Raw genomic sequence first — 19327 nt, 5'->3', positions numbered from 1 at the left:
AGCGCATCGGGAATCGTTCAGTGGCCGCCCCTGCGACCCGAATTATTTTGGGTATAACCGAGTGAAATACATTGTTGTGCTATAAGATCTGTCGAACATCTTCCAGTGTGGCGCTACCTGCCAGACCAAGATCCAGCTTGGCGCCGTTGCCATCGCGGATTACGCCGTTGACCATGCCAAAATGCAGGCTGCGGGCCACCAGCTGTTCGCCATTGCCCTTGGCGTTGATCGCCACTTTGTAGGCACCGTCGGGCGCGGCACTGCCGTCATCCAACGAGCCATCCCATGTGAACGAATGCACGCCGGCGGTCAGACCGCCGATCTCAATGGTACGTACCACTTGTCCGTTAGCATTGGTGATGGTCGCGGTGACCTGGTCTGCGGCACGTTCCAACTCAACGCCAAATGGCGTGGTGCTGACCTTGCCCTCTTTGCTGCCGGCCAGAATGTTGCTGCCGGGGACCATCACGCCATGGCCGATCAACGCAGTGGCCTGCAGAGACTGATTGCTGTTGATCTGCCCGGAGATCGACCCCAGTGTGGTGTTAAGTTTCTCGATGCCCTGAACGGTATTGATCTGTGCCAACTGGCTGGTCAGTTCATTGTTCTGCATCGGGTTGGTGGGATCCTGGTTCTTCAGCTGCGCCACCAGCAGTGTCAAGAAGCTGTTGTTCAGATCCTGGCTGTTGGTGGTTTTGCTGTTAGCCCCGATAACGGTGTTATCCAGCGTTTCATTCGTCGTTGCGGCAATAGCCATGGTGGTCTCCGGTTATTGACCCAACGTCAGGGTTTTCATCATCATCGACTTGGTGGTGTTAAGCACCTCGACGTTGGCCTGATAGCTCCGGGAGGCAGAAATGGTGTTGACCATCTCGCCTACCACGTCGACGTTCGGCATACGTACGTAACCCTTGGCATCGGCCAGCGGATTACCGGGCTGATACACCATGCGCTCCGGTGCGGGGTCATCCACCACTTGTGCCACTCGCACACCGCCCGTTGGCTGCCCAGGTGCGGCCGCCACTTCGAACACGACCTGTTTGGCACGGTAGGGTTGACCGTCCGGGCCGGTCACACTGTCGGCGTTGGCCATGTTGCTGGCACTGACGTTCATGCGCTGCGACTGTGCGGACAGCGCAGAGCCTGAGATATCAAATATATTCAGTAATGACATGAACCTTATCCTTATTGCAGCACCGACATCATCCCTTTGATCTGACCGTTAATTAACGTCAGATCGGTCTGATATTTCAGGCTGTTATCGGCGAAATTGGTGCGCTCACGATCCATGTCCACCGTATTGCCGTCCATCGACGGTTGATCCGGTACGCGGAACAGCAGATCGAGTTGCGGTGGCTGCATGTTCTGCGCCGGGATGTGGCGTGCGGACGTCATATTCAGCGCAATACCACTGCCGCTGACGCGGCCCTGTTCCAGCACCTTATTCAGTTGGCTGGCGAAATCGATATCCCGCGCCTGATAGCCCGGTGTGTCTGCGTTGGCGATGTTGGCGGCCAGAATTTCCTGCCGCTGGGCGCGCAGGTTCAGCGCCTCTTGACCAAAGCGCAGAGCAGCGTCCAGTTTGTCGATCATGCTCCCTCCGCGAGGTTAGAATTTGGAGCCGACAGCATAAACGTCCCTTCCGCCAGCCTATCGTGGGAATAAGAGCAAAATGCGTCGCTATTTATCTGCTTAGCCTGCGCGCAGTCCGGGTACACTTACGCGCACCCTGATGGCTATTGAGGAAACGATGATGAAAGGTAAAATGCGGCTGTTTGCCCTGCTGATGTTCAGCATGAACGCGCACGCCGACGATCTGGCGGTGCAGATCGATCGCTTCATCAGCAGCCAGTTCAGTGGCAGTCCGGTGCAGGTCAAGGTGCTGGTGCGTACGCCGCCATCCCAGTGGCCACAGTGCGAATTTCCACAGCTTTCTCTGCCGCAGAGTGCGCGCCGATGGGGTAATATCAGCGTCTCGGCGCGCTGTGGGCAGGAACGGCGTTTTATCCAGACGCAGGTTCAGGTGATCGGGAAATACCTGGTGTCGGCGCGCGGCATCAGTGCAGGTCGCCAGCTTACGGCGGCGGACATCACGCTGAAAAGTGGGCGGCTCGACACACTACCCCCACGGACATTGAGCGAACCCGGCAAGGCCCTCGGGGCCATCAGCCTGCGGAATATCAGCCCTGGCCAACCGCTGACCTTCGCGATGTTACGTCGGGCCTGGGTGATCAAGGCCGGTCAGTCAGTTCAGGTGACGGCACAAGGAAGCGGATTTAATATCACGGGTTCGGGCAAGGCGATGAACAATGCTGCCGCTGAAGACAGCATCCGCGTTCGCATGGCTTCCGGGCAAATTGTCAGTGGTATTGCCGGTGACGACGGCACTATCCGCATCACATTATAAAAATGTCTCCCCAAGATAATGGACGTTGTCTCAATGCAGTCAACAAAGATGCAACTTCAAGCATGACGGGTATAAAGGTTTCTTAAAACCTGCCGATAAGAAAAACATAAGCAGTATTTTATTGGCCGCCAGGGCCGCAAAAAAATATCAGCCATTGCCTGCGCGGCGACGGCAACGATGGAGATTGACCATGAGTATCGATCGCACCCAACGGCTGCACCCCGTTCCGACGGTGCAACCGCGTGAAACGCCAGCTGAAAATCCACTTCAGCCGCGCAAGGCCGCACAGACAGAAAGCACCGTCAGCGGCACCCAGGTTAAATTGAGCGACGCGCAAGCGCGATTAATGCAACCGGGCACGCAAGATATTGATATGAACCGAGTGGATGCCATTAAACAGGCGATCCGTAACGGCGAGCTGAAAATGGATGCGGGCAAAATTGCCGATGCGCTGCTGCAAGACGTGCAAAACGACGCGCAGTGGATGTCAAACGGCAGCCCAACGCCAGAGTCTTAATCGGGCATTGCCGCCAGATTAAGACTCAGGGACTCTTTGAAAGGTGACTATTTGCAATGGATAATCTGGCGCAATTGATCAATAAGCTGCTGGAAACCCTGAATGCGCTGGATACAGTGCTGACGGAAGAACATGATTTGCTCTGCTCAGGCCAATTACCGGGTGTAGCGTTGCAGCGCGCGACCGACGCGAAGAGCCAGTTATTGGCCACGGTAAACTATTTGGAACAGCAACGGCTACGCCAGGAAAGTGCACAAGGGCAGCAGGCCCCTTATTCTGCATATCCGCCCCTGGCAGAGGCATGGCAACACGTACAGAGGCTCAGCCAACAGCTGCGCGATAAAAACCAGCATAACGGCATGTTGCTCAATCAGCAGATCGATCACAACACCCAGGCGTTGGCGATCCTCGGCAAGCAAAATAAATCGCTTTACGGCCCGGATGGCCAGTCACGTAACACCAGCCTGCTAGGCCGAAAAATCGGCGTTTGACTTACGAGATGCCACCCGGTTGCCCTTCAACCGGGTGCTCTGCTTCATTGCGATCGCACTCGCACTCTTATTCTCACCCTATCTTATTAGCCGCTTTTTATTTGCAGAGTGCTGCGCAATGCCGGCATTTGGACTTTTACCTTCTCAACGCCTTCCCTCACCCTGTGTTGGTTTTCAAATTACTTTATCTATACCCTTAAAGGGTATAATTTCACAGGGAGGATGGATGGCCGATATTTATCTCACCAAAACGTTTCAGGCATTCGCCGCTCATGAACGTATCAGCGACGCTACGGTGATTAAGGCCGCTCGTGAAATACAAAACAAACTGTACGATGCCAATTTGGGCAGTTGCGTGTATAAAAAACGCGTTGCCAGAGCCGGGGGGGGGAACGCGGCGGTTACCGAGTGCTTATCGCTTTTCGGGAGGAAGATCGCCTGTTTTTCATGCGGGGGGTTTGCCAAAAAAATGAAAAGAACAATATCGCTAATGATGAGCTCGCCGGGTTGCAGTGTCTGGCTGCACTCTATCTGGATTTCTCGCCCTTCAGGCTTTATCCGTTGGTTAATGACAAGAAGTTGAGGAGACTGACCTATGAGCAAAATCCTTGCTGAGATCCACCAAGAGGTTCAGGAACTGCATCAGTCGGGTTTTGTTGACGATGTCACTATGCGAACCTTCAACATGCTGTGTTTACGCCCGGTAAAACAGTACACCGCTGCCAACATCCGCGCCCTGCGCGAGCGCGAAAACGTCAGTCAACCGGTGTTTGCCTTGCACCTGAACGTCAGCAAAAAAGCGGTGCAAAAATGGGAGCGCGGTGAAGCTGTTCCAAATTCCGCCGCAATGAAGCTACTTTCGCTGGTCGAACACAACGGGCTGGCAATCCTTGCCTAATCCGTCATTCGTAATTAACAATCACCTGATTGCTAATCACGCGCAGTGGCGGGTTTAGGCTACCGCGCGCCTGCACGTAATAAACAAAGCGCAGCTCGGCGTTGGCCGGTTCGCCCTGTAACCCGCTGCTGCTACCGCTGCCGCCGCCCAGCACAATACAGCGGGTTAAGGTGCAGAGCTGTGCTTGCATGCCCGCCGGTTCGCCAGCCAGCAGTTGGTAGCGCCAACTGACGCTGGTGATACGCGCATTCCCGTCCGGTAACGCATTAGGCGCACGTAGCCCTGGCGATTCCCCCCGCTCACCCCCGTATTCCAGCGTGGCGCCGACACTGTCGGCCACCCAGGAACCGGATATCGCCTGTACGCTCAACGGCGCCAGCAGGCAAATCAGCGCCAAAAGCCGTTTCATTAAGCTGCCCCTATCGTGGACGTCATACGGATTTGTCGATCGTCATTAATTTCCAGATTTGACAGCACCACAATCTGCGGCAGGCTACGGCGCAGGAAGCGTGCCAGCAGCGCCCGCAGTGCGTGGTTCACCAACAGTACCGGCGGGGCACTGAGCATTTCCTGTCGCTGGAGCGCCTGCCTGGCCTGTTCCAGTAAACGATCTGCCAGCCCCGGCTCGAGCCCTCCACCGCCCTGCAGCGCCTGCAATAACAAGCGCTCAAGTTGAGTATCCAAACCAATAACCTGAATTTCACCGTTGCCCGGGAACCACTGCTGGGTTATCGCCCGTCCCAATGCAACGCGTACCACGGTCGTCAACTCATAAGGATCGGTTTGCGACGGCGCATGCTCCGCCAGGGTTTCAATAATGGTACGCATATCGCGGATCGAAACCCGTTCAGCCAGCAGGTTCTGCAACACCTTATGCAACGTAGTCAGCGACACCACACCGGGCACAAAATCTTCGGTCAGTTTAGGGATATCCTGGGCGACACGATCCAACAGTTGCTGCGTTTCCTGTCGACCAAACAGCTCGCTGGCGAACTGACCAATCAAATGATTAAGGTGGGTGGCTACCACGGTACTGGCCTCAACCACGGTAAAGCCCTGGATCTGCGCCTGTTCGCGCAGCGCACTGTCAATCCATACGGCTTCCAGGCCAAAGGCAGGATCGGTGGTTTTGTCTCCGGCCAGCTCACCCACGGCGTTGCCTGGGTTGATGGCCAACCAACGTCCCGGCTGCGCTTCACCACTGCCTATTTCGACCCCTTTCATCAGGATACGGTAGCTCGCAGGGGGCAATTCCAGGTTATCGCGTATATGCACGACCGGCGGCAGGTACCCCATTTCCTGGGCAAACTTTTTACGGATACCGCGGATACGGCCGAGCAGCTCGCCGTTCTGCTGGAAATCCACCATCGGGATCAGGCGGTAACCGACCTCCATACCCAAAGGATCTTCCAACTGTACGTCTGACCAACTGGCTTCCACCGCCTGCGGATTGTCCTGCGCTACCGGCACGTCTTGCACCTTCGGCGCTTGCTGATCGCGCCCGCGCAGCCACCAGGCTAGCCCTAACAGGCCTGCGGTGAACAGCAGGAAGACCAGGTTCGGCATTCCCGGGACCAGCCCCAGCAAACCCAGCACAGCCGCACTGAGTAACATGACGCGTGGATTGTTGAACAGTTGGCCAACCATCTGCTCGCCAACGTCCTGATCGGTGGCCACACGGGTGACGATAACACCCGCGGCAGTGGAGATAACCAATGCGGGGATCTGCGCAACCAGGCCGTCACCGATAGTCAGCAAGGTGTAAGTTTCTGCTGCAGTGCCCAGCTCCATCCCGTGCTGAAGTACGCCGACCAACAGGCCACCGACCACGTTCAACACCATGATCATTAAACCGGCTACCGCGTCGCCACGCACAAATTTACTGGCGCCGTCCATCGAGCCGTAGAAATCAGCTTCCTGTGTGACTTCAGAACGCCGCTTTTTCGCATCCTCTTCACCGATCAACCCTGCGTTGAGATCGGCGTCGATCGCCATCTGCTTACCCGGCATGCCGTCCAGCACAAAGCGTGCGCCCACTTCGGCAATACGCCCGGCACCCTTGGTGATAACCATAAAGTTGATTAACACCAAAATGATAAACACCACAATACCGATGGCGAAGTTGCCGCCGACCAGGAAGTGACCAAAGGCCTCCACCACGCGACCGGCAGCGGCTGAGCCGGTGTGCCCTTCCATCAGGATGATTCGTGTCGAGGCGACGTTCAGCGACAGGCGCAATAAGGTCGAGAACAGCAATATGGTGGGGAATGCGGCGAATTCCAGCGTACGCTGGGTGAACATCGCCACCAGCAGCACCATGATCGACAAGGCAATATTGAAGGTGAACAGCAGATCGAGGATAAATGCCGGCAACGGCAACACCATCATCGACAGGATCATCAGAATCAGTATTGGGCCGGCCAGCACCTGCCACTGCGTATCTTTAAAACTGCCCGGCAAACGAAGCAAGGCGGCTAAATTAGCCATCAGAGTTACTTTCTCCAGCAAAATCCAGTGCTTCCGGCACCGGTAAACGTTCAGGTTTTTTCGGGATCAATCCCCCTTCACGCCGCCAGCGTCTTAGCTGGTAAACCCAGGCCAGAACTTCGGCCACGGCGGCATACAAGGTAGCGGGAATGTGTTGTCCAATCTCGCTGTGCCGATACAATGCACGCGCTAACGGCGGCGCTTCCAGCATAGGGATGCGGTGCTCCGCACCCAGTTCGCGGATGCGCAGTGCAATCTCGCCGGCCCCCTTGGCCAGCACTTTCGGCGCGCTCATCTTTTTGTCGTTGTACTGCAATGCGACAGCGTAATGCGTCGGGTTAGTGACGATGACGTCAGCCTTGGGCACGTCCGCCATCATGCGTCGGCGAGCGATGGCACGCTGCTGCTGACGGATGCGCCCTTTGACGTGCGGATCACCCTCTTGTTCCTTGAACTCGTCACGGATGTCCTGCTTGGTCATCTTCAGCTTTTTGAAGTGGCTCCACAGCTGATAAAACACATCGAACGCCACCATTGGCGTCAGCCCAAGCACAACCAACAGGCCGCAAAAGATGATCATGTGCAGCGCGTTACCCAATGCATCGAGCGGTTGTTGCGTCACCAGATGCAGCATCGCTGCCCAGTTGTGCCACAAGAATAAACCGGTGATCCACCCGACCAACGTCGCCTTCAGGATGCCCTTCAGCAGCTCCGCCAGCACCTGGCTGGAAAAGATCCGTTTCAACCCCGACAGCGGGTTCATGCGCTTTAAATCAAATTTGAGTGATTTACCGCTTAGCAGCACGCCGCCCAGCAGCATAGGAGCCGTGAGCGCCACCAGCGTCAGCCCCGCCATGATCGGTAATAGCGCCCACACCGCCTGCCGCAATAGCATGCCCAATTGGTGCAACATCTGCCTGTCGTTGCTGACCATGCCGTGATCGAAATTCAGGCCCTGCGTCAACATTGCCGCCAGCTGTTGCGCCATGTTGCCGCCGGAGACCCAGATGATCGACAGCCCTGCCACCAGCATCAGGACGGATGTCAGTTCACGTGAGCGTGGGATCTGGCCATCTTCGCGCGCCTTCTCCACCCTGTGGGGCGTGGGGGCCTCGCTCTTTTCCAGATCGCTGTCTTCGGCCACGGGCGCGCTTCCTGTGCGGGGGGAATAAAATTGCGGTCAGCATGCCAAAAAAATGCCGATTTCATTGGCGGAACAGCGGGGAAAAAGACGGGTTATTTGAGGGATGAAGGTAAGTGGGCCATATCCTGTCGCTGAAAACATCAGGGACGCAGCCAGGCCGCGTCCCTGAGCGCGTTAGAAACCGAGGCTATCGAGCAGATCGTCGACTTGCGCCTGGTTGGCAATGACGCCGGCACCGTTTTGGTCGAGCTGCGGGCCATTGAGCAGGCTGTCGTTCGGCTTTTTCTCTTTCGCCGGCTGTTCTGGAATATTTTCCATCAGCACCATCAACAGCTGCTTTTCAATCTCCTGCACCACGTCCATCATGCGTTTGATCACCTGACCGGTCAGATCCTGGAAATCCTGCGCCATCATGATTTCCAGCAACTGGGCATTAGTGAACGCCGTATGCTCTGGCACCTGTTCCAGGTACTGACGGGTGTCGGTCACCAACTCGCGTGCGTCGTCCAACTCAATGGGATCGGCAAACCAGTCGTCCCAGCGGCCCTTTAAGGCTTTAGCCTCTGACTCCAGCTCCGCCTGACGCGGCTGAGCCGCCTCAACGCAGTTCAACGCCCGTTCCGCCGCCTGCGCCGTCATGGTGACCACGTAATCAAGACGATCGCGTGCATCCGGGATTGCCTCTGCCGCCTGGGCGATCGCCTGATCGAGCCCCAGTTCGCGCATGCTGTCACGCAACATGCGTGTCAGTTGGCCAATGCGGGAGATTATCTCCCCCGCGGTTGCCGCATCGCTGGCAGGCATTGGAATGTCTCTCATCGCCCTCTCCTTACATGCCCAGTTTTTCAAAGATCTTATTGAGCTTTTCTTCCAGCGTTGCCGCCGTAAAAGGTTTCACCACGTAACCGCTGGCGCCAGCCTGAGCCGCCGCGATAATGTTTTCTTTTTTGGCTTCTGCCGTCACCATCAGCACCGGCATACTCGCCAACGCACCGTCAGCACGAATAGTTTGCAGTAATTCCAGACCGTCCATGTTGGGCATGTTCCAGTCGGAAACCACAAAATCGAAATCGCCGGCACGCAGTTTGTTCAGCGCATCCGCACCGTCTTCGGCTTCTTCTACATTGTTGAATCCTAACTCTTTCAACAAGTTTCTGACGATACGACGCATAGTGGAAAAGTCATCCACCACCAGAAACTTGAGGCTCTTGTCTGCCATTTTTATTCCTAACCTTTTAAATTATTCCAAACAATAGCCACCTCACGGCAGCCATTAGCGATAGCCCTATCAATAAGGGCATAAAATCAAATACGCAGCGCTTGGCCACCGGCAATCTGCGCCAGCATGCGCTGACTCATGCGATCCAGTTCCACCACTTCATTAACCCCGCCCGAGGCAATTGCCTCACGCGGCATTCCGAAGACCACGCAACTGGCTTCGTTCTGTGCCAGCGTATAGGCACCGGCACGGTGCATTTCCAGCATCCCTGCCGCACCGTCATTACCCATACCGGTCAGGATCACCCCCACCGCATTACGCCCTGCATACTGCGCCACCGAGCGGAATAGCACGTCCACCGATGGCCGATGGCGATTCACCGCCGGGCCGTCGTGCAGCTTCACCTGGTAGTTGGCCCCGCTGCGCGATAGCTCCATATGCCGGTCACCCGGCGCGATATAAGCATGACCCGGCAGCACGCGTTCGCCGTCTTCGGCTTCTTTCACCGTGATCTGACAAAGCTTGTTCAACCGTTCGGCAAATGAACGGGTAAAGCCCGGTGGCATATGCTGAGTGATCAGCAACGCAGGGCTGGTCGCCGGCAGCGGTTGCAGTACCTGACGGATGGCTTCCGTTCCCCCGGTAGAAGCCCCAATGGCGATTAACTTTTCGCTGCTGAGCAAGGGAGCATGACTGAGGATCGCCGGTGCCGGGCTGTTAGAGCGCTGTGGTAACCGCGCCTTGGCCGCCGTGCGGATTTTTTCGGCAATCAGTTCGCTGTAAGCCAGCATGCCTTCGCGAATACCCAGCTGCGGTTTCGTCACGAAATCAACCGCCCCCAGCTCCAGCGCCCGCAAGGTAATTTCCGAACCTTTACCGGTCAACGAAGACACCATCACCACCGGCATCGGGCGCAGCCGCATCAGTTTTTCAAGGAAATCGAGCCCATCCATACGCGGCATTTCGACGTCCAGCGTCAGCACCTGTGGATTAAACTTTTTGATCAGATCGCGAGCAACCAGTGGATCGGGAGCACTGGCTACCATCTCCATGTCGGAATGACCGTTGACAATCTCGGTCATCAACTGCCGCATAAGTGCCGAATCGTCTACGCACAATACTCTGATTTTATTCATTACCTCTCCTTGGTCAGGCCATACACGGTCTGCCCACGCAAGTAGAAATCCCGGCTGATCTGGCTAAAGTTCTCGGAGTGACCGGCAAACATCAGGCCCCCCGGTTTAAGCAAGGGTACAAAGCGGCGCAGAATGCGCTCTTGTGTCGCCTTATCGAAATAGATCATCACGTTGCGGCAGAAAATCGCGTCAAACTGGCCCGGCAGCGCCCACTCGGGGGCCAACAGGTTGAGTGACTGGAAGTTCACGCGCCCCGCCAGTTCAGGTCGTACCCGTACCAGTCCCTGATGCGGGCCGGTGCCGCGCAAAAAGTAACGCTGCATCTGCGTCGGCGTCAGGGTGCGCAAATCTTCCTGTCGATATACCCCCGCTTCGGCCTTTTCCAATACCTGGGTATCAATGTCACTGGCCCATACCTGGCATCCAGTGGCACGTTGCCCCAGCACATCACTCAGGGTGATCGCAATCGAATAGGGCTCTTCCCCCGTCGATGCCGCAGTACTCCACACGCTATAGCCGTTTGGCCGCTGACGCGCATGCTCCGCCAGAATGGGGAAGTGGTGCGCTTCGCGGAAAAAGGCCGTCAGGTTGGTGGTCAACGCATTGATAAATGCCTGCCATTCGGCACTGTTTGGGTCGCTTTCCAGCAATGCCAGATAGTCGCCAAAGTCATTCAGGCCCAATAAACGCAGGCGACGCACCAAACGGTTGTAAACCATCTCTCGTTTGTGCTCCGCCAACACAATGCCGGCACGCTGATAAATCAGCTGGCTGATACGCCGAAAATGCACGTCCAGCAACGGCAAACGTTGCACCATCTGCGTCAGTAATGTCGCAGGGTCACGATGAGGAATCGACGGTGCCGGTTTCATACCATCTCACTTAGAAAAAACGGGCTGCTTATGCGGTTTGACAATCTGAGGCTTCCTTTACCACGGGTGAAACGGCGTCTTTCGCGTTAACAGGGGCAGCGAAGTTATCGTCCGCCAAGCGGAACACCGATACTGCGTCAGCCAGAGTAATTGCCTGATCTTCCAGTGCAGTCGCCGCCGAAGCCGCTTCTTCCACCAATGCGGCGTTCTGTTGAGTCACCTGATCCATCTGGGTTACCGCCTGAGTCACCTGTTCGATGCCGCGGCTTTGTTCGTCTGACGCGGAAGCGATCTCGCCCATGATGTCGGTAACCCGGGTGACCGAACGCACGATGTCCTGCATGGTGGCACCGGAATTTTCCACCAGTACTGAGCCTTGCTTAACACGGCTGACTGACTCGTCGATCAGGCCTTTAATTTCTTTCGCCGCCTGTGCACTACGCTGTGCCAGGTTGCGCACTTCTCCGGCGACCACGGCAAAACCACGGCCCTGCTCACCGGCACGTGCTGCCTCTACCGCTGCATTCAACGCCAGAATATTGGTCTGGAAGGCAATGCCGTCGATAACGCTGGTAATGGCGCCAATCTTCTGAGAACTGTTGGCGATGTCGTGCATCGTGGTCACCACATCGCCCGCCAGTTCACCGCCCTTGGCTGCGGTCGTTGACGCATCCCGTGCCAACTGTGAGGCCTGACGTGCGTTATCGGCGTTTTGTTTCACCGTGGCGGTCAGCTGCTCCATGCTGGCAGCGGTTTCTTCCAGCGAAGCGGCTTGCTGTTCAGTGCGTGAAGAAAGATCGTTGTTCCCCTCAGAGATTTCCTGCAAGCCAATCAGGATCGACTCGGCACCGTCGCGCACCGCACCCACAGTGCCAATCAGCGATTGTTGCATCCGTTGCAGGCTGGCGAATAATTGGCTGATCTCATTACGCCCATACACCTGGATCGGCGTGGCCAAGTCACCGGCGGCAATGCGATCAAAATGGCTGCGCATAATATTCAGCGGCTGCACCAGCATGTTACGTAACCACCACATGGCGCTGCCGGTAACCACGACCAACATCAGCACGGCACCCGCCACAAACCAGCCCGACAGGGTGAACGAGCGTTGATTCGACGCATTGGCTTCGCTGACATTCGCGTTCACCAGCTGCAGATACTGAACAAAGTCAGCTTCAAACAGATCCTGGGTTTTCTGCGTCGGCTGATCCATAAACGCCTGCAAATTATCGTTCTCCAGGAAGGTGATCAGCTCCCGCAGCGCGCTGCGCAGCCGGTCATAGCTTGCCTTGGTGGTTTCTGTCAGTTGTTGTTCCTGTTCGCTATTACGCGGCACCGCCAGGAACTGGTTAAAATAGAGGTCTGCTTTCTGCAACGAACTGCGCGCATTGCCCATCAGTGAATTCACCTGATCTTGCGGCAACTTGAGCGCTGAACGGGTACCGGCGCGGTTCAGCGTGTTGCGTGCCTGCAGTAACGACACCCAGCTTAAGCTAAGGGCGTCGCGCTGCTGGCTACCGAGGGTGATCAGGTTCAGATTATGGTTATCGGAACGGAAAGCGGTATACGACAAGCCGCTGGTGGCCAACTGCATAACACAAAAAGTCATCAACAACAGAAACAGACTGGTAGAGACGCGGATTCGGTTAAACACTGTGAACCTCCTTGCAGCCGGCCGATGGCCAGCTTACGACGGGGAATAGGCCTCCCCCAGAGACGGAAGGAGGCCCAAATGCCGGTTAGAACGTTTCCCAGTTATCCTGCGGATCGCTGGCGTTCATTTTTTTATGATTGAGTACCGGTGCTACTGCTGCCTTGCTCGTGACGGGCATTTTGAACTCGTCCTGGCCTGCCGCTTTAAGGCGGAATACCGCCACTGACTGCGTCAACATGCTGGCCTGTTCTTCCAGTGCCGCGGCTGCCGAGGCGGACTCTTCCACCAACGAGGCGTTCTGTTGTGTGACGCGATCCATTTCAGCCACGGCCTGGCCCACCTGATCGATACCACGGCTTTGTTCATCGGATGCCGATGCAATCTCACCCATGATGTCGGTAACACGAGTGACCGCATTCACGATGTCGCCCATGGTTTCACCGGCGCTTTCCACCAGTACCGATCCCATATCAACACGGTTGACAGAGTCTTCAATCAGGCCTTTGATTTCCTTCGCCGCCTGTGCGCTGCGCTGCGCCAGATTGCGCACTTCGCCAGCCACGACCGCAAAACCACGGCCCTGCTCACCGGCACGTGCCGCTTCTACCGCGGCGTTCAATGCCAGAATGTTGGTTTGGAAGGCAATGCCGTCGATCACGCCTGTAATATCAGCGATTTTCTGCGAACTACCGGCGATGTCATGCATGGTCTGCACCACATTGGCGACCACTTTCCCGCCTTTCTGCGCGGTTTCGGACGCGCTCAATGCCAGTTGGCTGGCCTGGCGGGCGTTCTCGGCGTTCTGTTTCACCGTTGCGGTCAACTGCTCCATGCTGGCAGCGGTTTCTTCCAGTGAGGCGGCCTGCTGTTCGGTGCGTGAAGAGAGATCGTTGTTGCCGGCGGCAATTTCGGATGCGCCACTATAAATAGCGTCGGCCCCCTGGCGTACACCGCTGACGGTCTCGATCAGTTCGCTTTGCATGTGCTTGAGGCTGGCGGCCAACACGCCCATTTCATTGCGGCTGGTCACGGCGATCTGCTGGGTCAAATCGCCGGCGGCGATCATCTTGATGTGTTCGATCATGCGGTTCAGCGGGCGTACCAGAATGTGGTGAATACCGCTCCACACCAGCACAATGACTGCCAACACGACCGCCAGCACAACCACCAATGTCCAGATGGCGAAACTGAAGGAGTTATTGCTGTCTTCCACTGCGCTCTGGTAAAGCTTGTCGTTCTGAGCCAGATAGGTGTTGTAGATATCCTCAAAGGCGTCCTGATAGCTTTGCGTCGGCTGGTCAAAGAAGGCGTTGATCTTGCCCTCACCCAGCAATACGGTCAGTTCGGTGAGTGCACCGTGCAAAATGCCGTATTGCTGCTTGAGTTTTTCGGCTGCTTGCGCGTCCTGGCGGGCGTTGAGAGGAATTTTGTCATAGGCGGCATAGTGTTGCTCCGCGACGACCAGGTTACTCTTGGCCCGTGCCAGTAACTCGGCAACGGTGGCACCGCTGCCAATGTTATTGGTATCCATCATGTGGCGGATACCGGCACGGTTCAGGGTGTTACGTGCCTGCAGCAGGTTGACCCAACTTTCGTTCAGCTCTGACTGTTGCTGACGAATGGTCTGCAATACGGTGAAGTTTTCTTTATCATTCTTCAGTGAGGAGAAAAATAGCCCGCCTGAAACCAGCTGCAAGGCGCCAAATAACACCAGCACCAGTAACAGGCTGGTGACCACCTTCATACGATTAAACATGTTTTCCCTTGTTGAACGCCCGCGCGGACAGGCCCTGATTACGTTGATTGACAGAGTTATCGGCGCGACGGGGAATAACTTTATGCGGGGAGGTAACTATTTTTGGTAGGGTTCAGAGCGTGGTATGCAACGTTTGTATGTGGAACCATTATCGAGCGTCGAAATTCAGGGCGCAGCATGCGGCGCCCCTACGGGTATAATCATCCGCGAGTCAGGCGCTTTTCGCTACGCTGTCGACCAAGGACATCTCTTCGCTGCTCAGCAGCTTTTCGATATCCACCAGAATCAGCATACGATCGCCCAATGAGCCCAGGCCAGTCAGGTATTCGGTAGCCAGCGTAACGGCGAACTCAGGTGCTGGGCGGATCTGTTCGGTCGTTAACGACAGCACGTCAGACACACCGTCAACCACAATACCCACCACGCGCTGACCAAAGTTCAGTACGATCACGACGGTGTTTTCATCATAGGACACGTCCTGCTGAGCAAACTTCACGCGCAGATCGATAATCGGCACAATCACGCCACGCAAATTAGTCACGCCTTTGATAAACGCCGGCGTATTGGCAATACGCGTAACCTGATCGTAACCGCGGATTTCCTGCACCTTGAGGATATCAATGCCATATTCCTCATTGCCCAAGGTAAAAATCAGGAACTCTTGCCCTACCGTTTCGCCAGCCAGTTTGCTGACGGTTGCCAGTCCTGCCATGTCATTCACCTTTAAATCAATAGATTAATTATTATGCAGCTGCGTCCGTCTGACGCTGTTCGCGGTTCAGCGTTTGCAACGCCGAGACATCGACGATCAACGCCACACTGCCGTCACCGAGAATAGTGGCGGCGGAAATCCCCGGCACTTTGCGATAGTTGCTTTCCAGATTCTTGACCACGACCTGGTGCTGGCCGATCAGTTGATCCACCAACAGCGCATAGCGACGGCCAGCGCTTTGCAGGATAACGACAATGCCTTGGGTCGCGTCGGTTTTGGCGCCCTCAACCTCAAATACCCGGAAGAGTTCTACCAACGGCAGGTATTCGCCACGTACCTGCAACACCCGCTCTCCGCCGGCCAACGGATGCAGATCTTCGGCCTGTGGCTGCAGTGATTCCATCACGGCATTGAGAGGCAGAATGAACACTTCATTGTTTACCTTGACCGACATCCCATCGAGGATAGCCAGCGTCAGCGGCAGCAAAATACGGATAGCCGTGCCCTTGCCTGCCTGAGAGTGGATTTCTACATGGCCACCCATTTCCTGAATATTTCGCTTAACCACGTCCATGCCGACACCACGACCGGACACGTCAGTCACTTGTTCGGCGGTGGAGAAGCCTGGTGCGAAGATCAGCATACCGACGTCTTCATCGCTCATGCTGTCGCTGACCGCAATACCTTGCGATGCCGCTTTGGCGAGAATTTTCTCACGATTCAGGCCCGCGCCGTCATCAGTGACTTCAATGCAGATATTGCCGCCCTGATGTTCTGCCGACAGGATCAGATTACCCACTGCCGACTTACCCGCCGCAACACGCGTTTCCGGGTCTTCAATACCGTGATCCAAACTGTTGCGAACCAGGTGCGTTAACGGATCGATAATGCGTTCGATCAGGCTTTTGTCCAGTTCGGTAGAACTGCCCTGCAATTGCAGCTCTACCTGCTTGTTCAGCTTGCTGGCCAGATCGCGAACCAAGCGAGGGAAACGGCTAAACACGTACTCCATCGGCATCATGCGGATCGACATCACCGACTCTTGCAGATCGCGCGCATTGCGCTCCAACTGGCTCATGCTGTTCAGCAGATCGCCGTGATTCACCGGGTCCAGGCTACCAGAACGCTGCGCCAGCATGGACTGGGTGATCACCAGTTCGCCCACCAGGTTGATCAACTGATCCACTTTTTCTACCGCGACGCGGATACTGGTCGATTCGCTGGCCTTGGCGCGCGATTTAGGCGCATCAGCCATCGCCGGTGCCGGTTTGGCGGCAGGCACTGGCGGGGCTGCTGCGACGACAGGCTCCGGCTGCGGCGAGACAACGGGCGACGGTTCGGCCTGCGGCGGCGTGGAGAAGCTGATTTGCTCCGGTTCCAGCACAAAACACAGCACCGCACTGATGTCGTCTTCACTGGCGGAAGTCAGTAACGTGACTTCCAGGCTGTTGTCTGTTTGGTGCGGGTTCTTCACCTCGCCCAGATTCCCCAGCTCTTCGAGCATCAGCGGGACTTCATTCGGCTTCAGGCCGCACAAGCAAACGCGCATCCCGCCTTCGATCGCCTCAGGCGCAACAACGGCATGTTCTGTGACAGGTTGTGCAGCGGGAGCATCCTGCTGCTGTGCGTCTAATGCAAGCTGCCGCAGTGCCTGGCAAATATATTCAAAGCTGTCGGCATCCGGCTTTTGCGACGTTTTGTAGGCGTCCAGTTGCTCCTGCATAATGTCTTTGGTTTCCAGAAACAGGTTGATAATTTCGGTACTCAGGCTCATTTCCTGACGCCGCGCACCGTCCAGCAAGTTCTCCAACAGGTGAGTCGTTTCCTGCAGCACCGAGAAACCAAAGGTGGCTGCGCCGCCCTTGATCGAATGTGCCGCACGGAAAATGGCATTCAGCGGCTCAATGTCCGGAGCCAAGGGATCGAGCTCCAGCAGATGTTGCTCCATGTCGGCCAGCAACTCGTCTGCTTCATCAAAAAAAGTCTGATAAAACGCACTAATATCCATGCTCACGGGGTCACCTCTGCTGTGAGTCGCTGTTAGTTGGTGAAGGGACAGCCGCCGGTGCTTCCGGAACGATGAGGGTTGCCGGGGCCGTTGCCGACGGCGCCAATGACTTCAGTTCGACCGGTTGGGCAATGTCCATCGCCGTGCTTTCGCCATTTTCGTGTTCGATGCCTTGCTGGGTTTGCTTGTTCAACACCAACACGGTGATTCGGCGGTTGATCGCATCGTCCGCGCCGTGTTGCTTGAGGCTCATGGTGGCGGCCATACCCACGACGCGCAGCACCTTGCCTTCCGAAAGCCCACCGGCGATCAGCTCACGCCGTGACGCATTGGCCCGATCGGCTGACAATTCCCAGTTGCTGTAACCCCGCTCACCCGTGGCATACGGAATGTCATCGGTATGGCCAGACAAACTGATTTTATTCGGCAAATCGTTCAGGATAGGCGCAATGGCACGCAGAATATCGCGCATGTAGCTTTCCACTTGCGCACTGCCGGTTTTGAACATCGGCCGGTTCTGGCTATCGATGATCTGAATGCGTAGCCCTTCATCCATCATGTTGATCAGTAGATGCGGGCGCAGCGCCTTCAAGCGCGGATCGGATTCAATCAGCTCATCAAGCTTTTCACGCAGTTTGTTCAGTCGCAGTTCTTCGTCACGCTTTTCCAAGGTGTCAATTTGCTTTTTCACCAACCCGTCCTGTTGGGTAGGGTCATCCCCACCGCCAGGGATCGGGCTGCTTTCCGAACTGCTCTTATCGCCCGCGGTCAACGCCACTTTCAGCGGTGTGCGGAAGTATTCGGCGATTTGTGTCAGCTCTTGCGGGCTGGCGATTGCCAGCAGCCACATCACCAGGAAAAATGCCATCATCGCCGTCATAAAGTCGGCATAGGCAATTTTCCATGAGCCGCCGTGATGGCTGGCATGATGCGACTTGCGCTTTCTGACCAAAACAACCGGGTGATTCTGCTTCATGCCTGTTCTTCTTCCGTCGCCTGCTGTGCCGGCGCTTTCACCCGACGCACATGTTCTTCCAGTTCAACGAAGGACGGGCGTTCAGTGGTGTACAACGTTTTACGGCCGAATTCGACCGCGATCTGCGGCGCGTAACCGTTCAGACTAGACAACAACGTGACCTTGATGCATTGCATCATTTTCACGTTTTCGGCACTTTTTTGTCGCAGCAACGTCGCCAACGGAGAGATAAAGCCGTAAGCCAGCAAAATACCGAGGAAGGTCCCGACCATCGCGTTGGCGATCAACGCGCCCAGTTCCGCTGCCGGACGATCGGCCGAAGCGAGTGCGTGCACCACCCCCATGACCGCCGCAACAATACCAAAGGCCGGCAATGAGTCGCCGACCATCGCCAGGCTGCCTGCCGGCACCTCGCTTTCCTGCTCAAAGGTTTCGATCTCTTCGTCCATCAACGCTTCGATCTCAAACGCATTCATGTTGCCGCTCACCATCAGCCGTAAGTAATCGGTAATAAACTCTACGAGGGTGTTATCGGCAAGAATGCGCGGATAATTAGAGAAAATTTCACTTTCCTGCGGATTATCAATATCAAACTCGAGGGACAACATGCCCTGCTGGCGGGATTTGGCCAATAGCCGGTACAGCAGCGCCATCAGATCCATGTACAAATCTTTGCTGTATTTCGAACGACGCATCAGTTTGGGAATGGCACGCAGGGTAGACTTTATCGCCTTACCGTTGTTGCCCACGATAAAAGCGCCGATGCCCGCACCGCCGATGATCAAGAACTCTGCCGGCTGATAAAGTGCACCCAGATGGCCCCCCACAATCAGGTAGCCCCCAAAGACCGCACCCAATACCACGAGATAACCCAAAATAACTAACACACGCATTCCTTAAATTAACAATGTGGATGGAAGGTGGGATAAGCGCGCTGTTGAGCCGTATCGGCGCAGCCGGCTGGGCTGCGCCTATGGGTTCGTTCTGCCGAACCCGGTGTTTAACAACTCTGTTTATGCCCGTCATCTTCAGGTTGCAGTGGTGTTGACT

General features: G+C 56.0%; 21 protein-coding genes and 1 pseudogene. 6 read left to right on the top strand and 16 right to left on the bottom strand.

Features of this window, described 5'->3' with window-relative positions; genetic code table 11:
- Nucleotides 1-79: 79 nt before the first annotated feature.
- The 3 genes from flgD to flgB are packed head-to-tail and all read right to left on the bottom strand — an operon-like array spanning nucleotide 80 to nucleotide 1593.
- A complete protein-coding gene (flgD, locus tag AC2FCQ_RS00185) occupies nucleotides 80-757 on the bottom strand; it encodes a flagellar hook assembly protein FlgD (RefSeq protein WP_209635576.1) in 678 nt (225 codons plus the stop codon).
- 12 nt (nucleotides 758-769) lie between these two features.
- Nucleotides 770-1174, bottom strand: a complete 405-nt coding sequence (flgC, locus tag AC2FCQ_RS00180) for a flagellar basal body rod protein FlgC (RefSeq protein ID WP_037418983.1) — start codon at nucleotides 1172-1174, stop codon at nucleotides 770-772.
- Between the two features lie 11 nt (nucleotides 1175-1185).
- The gene (gene flgB, locus AC2FCQ_RS00175) at nucleotides 1186-1593 is read right to left on the bottom strand and encodes a flagellar basal body rod protein FlgB (protein ID WP_209635578.1); all 408 of its coding nucleotides are present in this window, start codon (nucleotides 1591-1593) and stop codon (nucleotides 1186-1188) included.
- Nucleotides 1594-1753: 160 nt separating this feature from the next.
- Here flgB and flgA point away from each other — a divergent pair, with 160 nt between their 5' ends.
- From flgA to AC2FCQ_RS00145, 6 genes and pseudogenes are all read left to right on the top strand, one after another.
- Nucleotides 1754-2407, top strand: coding sequence for a flagellar basal body P-ring formation chaperone FlgA (gene flgA, locus AC2FCQ_RS00170; protein WP_490308140.1), 654 nt, complete (start codon nucleotides 1754-1756; stop codon nucleotides 2405-2407).
- A gap of 190 nt (nucleotides 2408-2597) precedes the next feature.
- Nucleotides 2598-2924 (top strand): flagellar biosynthesis anti-sigma factor FlgM, encoded by a 327-nt coding sequence (flgM, locus tag AC2FCQ_RS00165; protein WP_490308139.1) that lies wholly within the window; start codon nucleotides 2598-2600, stop codon nucleotides 2922-2924.
- Between the two features lie 56 nt (nucleotides 2925-2980).
- The gene (locus AC2FCQ_RS00160) at nucleotides 2981-3415 is read left to right on the top strand and encodes a flagella synthesis protein FlgN (protein WP_490308138.1); all 435 of its coding nucleotides are present in this window, start codon (nucleotides 2981-2983) and stop codon (nucleotides 3413-3415) included.
- Nucleotides 3416-3533: 118 nt separating this feature from the next.
- Nucleotides 3534-3842, top strand: a pseudogene (locus AC2FCQ_RS00155) (type II toxin-antitoxin system RelE/ParE family toxin); the annotation flags it as partial.
- A gap of 20 nt (nucleotides 3843-3862) precedes the next feature.
- Entirely contained in the window at nucleotides 3863-4030 is a 168-nt protein-coding gene (locus AC2FCQ_RS00150) for a hypothetical protein (protein ID WP_490308137.1), read from the top strand.
- Nucleotides 4011-4313, top strand: a complete 303-nt coding sequence (locus tag AC2FCQ_RS00145) for a helix-turn-helix domain-containing protein (protein WP_490308136.1) — start codon at nucleotides 4011-4013, stop codon at nucleotides 4311-4313. Before AC2FCQ_RS00150 ends, AC2FCQ_RS00145 begins: the two co-directional genes overlap by 20 nt.
- A 4-nt stretch (nucleotides 4314-4317) precedes the next feature.
- On the opposite strand, the gene AC2FCQ_RS00140 is transcribed toward AC2FCQ_RS00145, so the two are convergent.
- The 13 genes from AC2FCQ_RS00140 to motA form a co-directional block, all read right to left on the bottom strand.
- A complete protein-coding gene (locus tag AC2FCQ_RS00140; protein ID WP_490308135.1) occupies nucleotides 4318-4722 on the bottom strand; it encodes a flagellar protein FlhE in 405 nt (134 codons plus the stop codon).
- Nucleotides 4722-6800 (bottom strand): flagellar biosynthesis protein FlhA, encoded by a 2079-nt coding sequence (flhA, locus tag AC2FCQ_RS00135; RefSeq protein WP_209635591.1) that lies wholly within the window; start codon nucleotides 6798-6800, stop codon nucleotides 4722-4724. Before flhA ends, AC2FCQ_RS00140 begins: the two co-directional genes overlap by 1 nt.
- Nucleotides 6793-7944 carry a flagellar biosynthesis protein FlhB gene (gene flhB, locus AC2FCQ_RS00130; protein WP_209635593.1) on the bottom strand — a complete coding sequence of 384 codons (1152 nt, stop codon included), beginning with the start codon at nucleotides 7942-7944 and terminating at the stop codon, nucleotides 6793-6795. The genes flhA and flhB overlap by 8 nt, the downstream gene beginning before the upstream one ends.
- 174 nt (nucleotides 7945-8118) lie before the next feature.
- On the bottom strand, nucleotides 8119-8763 hold the full coding sequence (gene cheZ / locus AC2FCQ_RS00125; RefSeq protein WP_037418947.1) for a protein phosphatase CheZ: 645 nt from the start codon (nucleotides 8761-8763) through the stop codon (nucleotides 8119-8121).
- A 10-nt stretch (nucleotides 8764-8773) separates the two neighbouring features.
- Entirely contained in the window at nucleotides 8774-9163 is a 390-nt protein-coding gene (cheY, locus tag AC2FCQ_RS00120; protein ID WP_012145701.1) for a chemotaxis response regulator CheY, read from the bottom strand.
- Nucleotides 9164-9249: 86 nt separating this feature from the next.
- Nucleotides 9250-10299, bottom strand: coding sequence for a protein-glutamate methylesterase/protein-glutamine glutaminase (locus AC2FCQ_RS00115; RefSeq protein ID WP_209635595.1), 1050 nt, complete (start codon nucleotides 10297-10299; stop codon nucleotides 9250-9252).
- On the bottom strand, nucleotides 10299-11171 hold the full coding sequence (gene cheR, locus AC2FCQ_RS00110) for a protein-glutamate O-methyltransferase CheR (protein WP_037418939.1): 873 nt from the start codon (nucleotides 11169-11171) through the stop codon (nucleotides 10299-10301). The genes AC2FCQ_RS00115 and cheR overlap by 1 nt, the downstream gene beginning before the upstream one ends.
- Nucleotides 11172-11199: 28 nt before the next feature.
- Nucleotides 11200-12825, bottom strand: coding sequence for a methyl-accepting chemotaxis protein (locus AC2FCQ_RS00105; RefSeq protein ID WP_209635597.1), 1626 nt, complete (start codon nucleotides 12823-12825; stop codon nucleotides 11200-11202).
- 85 nt (nucleotides 12826-12910) lie between these two features.
- Nucleotides 12911-14581 (bottom strand): methyl-accepting chemotaxis protein, encoded by a 1671-nt coding sequence (locus AC2FCQ_RS00100; protein ID WP_209635599.1) that lies wholly within the window; start codon nucleotides 14579-14581, stop codon nucleotides 12911-12913.
- A 211-nt stretch (nucleotides 14582-14792) separates the two neighbouring features.
- Nucleotides 14793-15293 (bottom strand): chemotaxis protein CheW, encoded by a 501-nt coding sequence (cheW, locus tag AC2FCQ_RS00095; RefSeq protein WP_012145706.1) that lies wholly within the window; start codon nucleotides 15291-15293, stop codon nucleotides 14793-14795.
- A gap of 31 nt (nucleotides 15294-15324) precedes the next feature.
- The gene (gene cheA, locus AC2FCQ_RS00090; protein ID WP_490308134.1) at nucleotides 15325-17307 is read right to left on the bottom strand and encodes a chemotaxis protein CheA; all 1983 of its coding nucleotides are present in this window, start codon (nucleotides 17305-17307) and stop codon (nucleotides 15325-15327) included.
- 4 nt (nucleotides 17308-17311) lie between these two features.
- A complete protein-coding gene (motB, locus tag AC2FCQ_RS00085; protein ID WP_490308133.1) occupies nucleotides 17312-18277 on the bottom strand; it encodes a flagellar motor protein MotB in 966 nt (321 codons plus the stop codon).
- Nucleotides 18274-19164 (bottom strand): flagellar motor stator protein MotA, encoded by an 891-nt coding sequence (gene motA, locus AC2FCQ_RS00080; RefSeq protein ID WP_037418923.1) that lies wholly within the window; start codon nucleotides 19162-19164, stop codon nucleotides 18274-18276. Before motA ends, motB begins: the two co-directional genes overlap by 4 nt.
- Between the last annotated feature and the right edge of the window lie 163 nt (nucleotides 19165-19327).

The sequence above is a fragment of the Serratia sp. CoH_134_PS_4 genome (genome assembly GCF_058190535.1).
Note: the sequence above shows the minus strand (reverse complement) of the source record. Positions and strands in the feature narration are given on the sequence as shown.

Coding starts and splice junctions, on each gene's coding strand:
- flgD (WP_209635576.1), bottom strand. CDS start 757: ATGGCTATTGCCGCAACGACGAATGAAACGCTGGATAACACCGTTATC.
- flgC (WP_037418983.1), bottom strand. CDS start 1,174: ATGTCATTACTGAATATATTTGATATCTCAGGCTCTGCGCTGTCCGCA.
- flgB (WP_209635578.1), bottom strand. CDS start 1,593: ATGATCGACAAACTGGACGCTGCTCTGCGCTTTGGTCAAGAGGCGCTG.
- flgA (WP_490308140.1), top strand. CDS start 1,754: ATGAAAGGTAAAATGCGGCTGTTTGCCCTGCTGATGTTCAGCATGAAC.
- flgM (WP_490308139.1), top strand. CDS start 2,598: ATGAGTATCGATCGCACCCAACGGCTGCACCCCGTTCCGACGGTGCAA.
- AC2FCQ_RS00160 (WP_490308138.1), top strand. CDS start 2,981: ATGGATAATCTGGCGCAATTGATCAATAAGCTGCTGGAAACCCTGAAT.
- AC2FCQ_RS00150 (WP_490308137.1), top strand. CDS start 3,863: ATGCGGGGGGTTTGCCAAAAAAATGAAAAGAACAATATCGCTAATGAT.
- AC2FCQ_RS00145 (WP_490308136.1), top strand. CDS start 4,011: ATGAGCAAAATCCTTGCTGAGATCCACCAAGAGGTTCAGGAACTGCAT.
- AC2FCQ_RS00140 (WP_490308135.1), bottom strand. CDS start 4,722: ATGAAACGGCTTTTGGCGCTGATTTGCCTGCTGGCGCCGTTGAGCGTA.
- flhA (WP_209635591.1), bottom strand. CDS start 6,800: ATGGCTAATTTAGCCGCCTTGCTTCGTTTGCCGGGCAGTTTTAAAGAT.
- cheZ (WP_037418947.1), bottom strand. CDS start 8,763: ATGAGAGACATTCCAATGCCTGCCAGCGATGCGGCAACCGCGGGGGAG.
- cheY (WP_012145701.1), bottom strand. CDS start 9,163: ATGGCAGACAAGAGCCTCAAGTTTCTGGTGGTGGATGACTTTTCCACT.
- AC2FCQ_RS00115 (WP_209635595.1), bottom strand. CDS start 10,299: ATGAATAAAATCAGAGTATTGTGCGTAGACGATTCGGCACTTATGCGG.
- cheR (WP_037418939.1), bottom strand. CDS start 11,171: ATGAAACCGGCACCGTCGATTCCTCATCGTGACCCTGCGACATTACTG.
- AC2FCQ_RS00100 (WP_209635599.1), bottom strand. CDS start 14,581: ATGTTTAATCGTATGAAGGTGGTCACCAGCCTGTTACTGGTGCTGGTG.
- cheW (WP_012145706.1), bottom strand. CDS start 15,293: ATGGCAGGACTGGCAACCGTCAGCAAACTGGCTGGCGAAACGGTAGGG.
- motB (WP_490308133.1), bottom strand. CDS start 18,277: ATGAAGCAGAATCACCCGGTTGTTTTGGTCAGAAAGCGCAAGTCGCAT.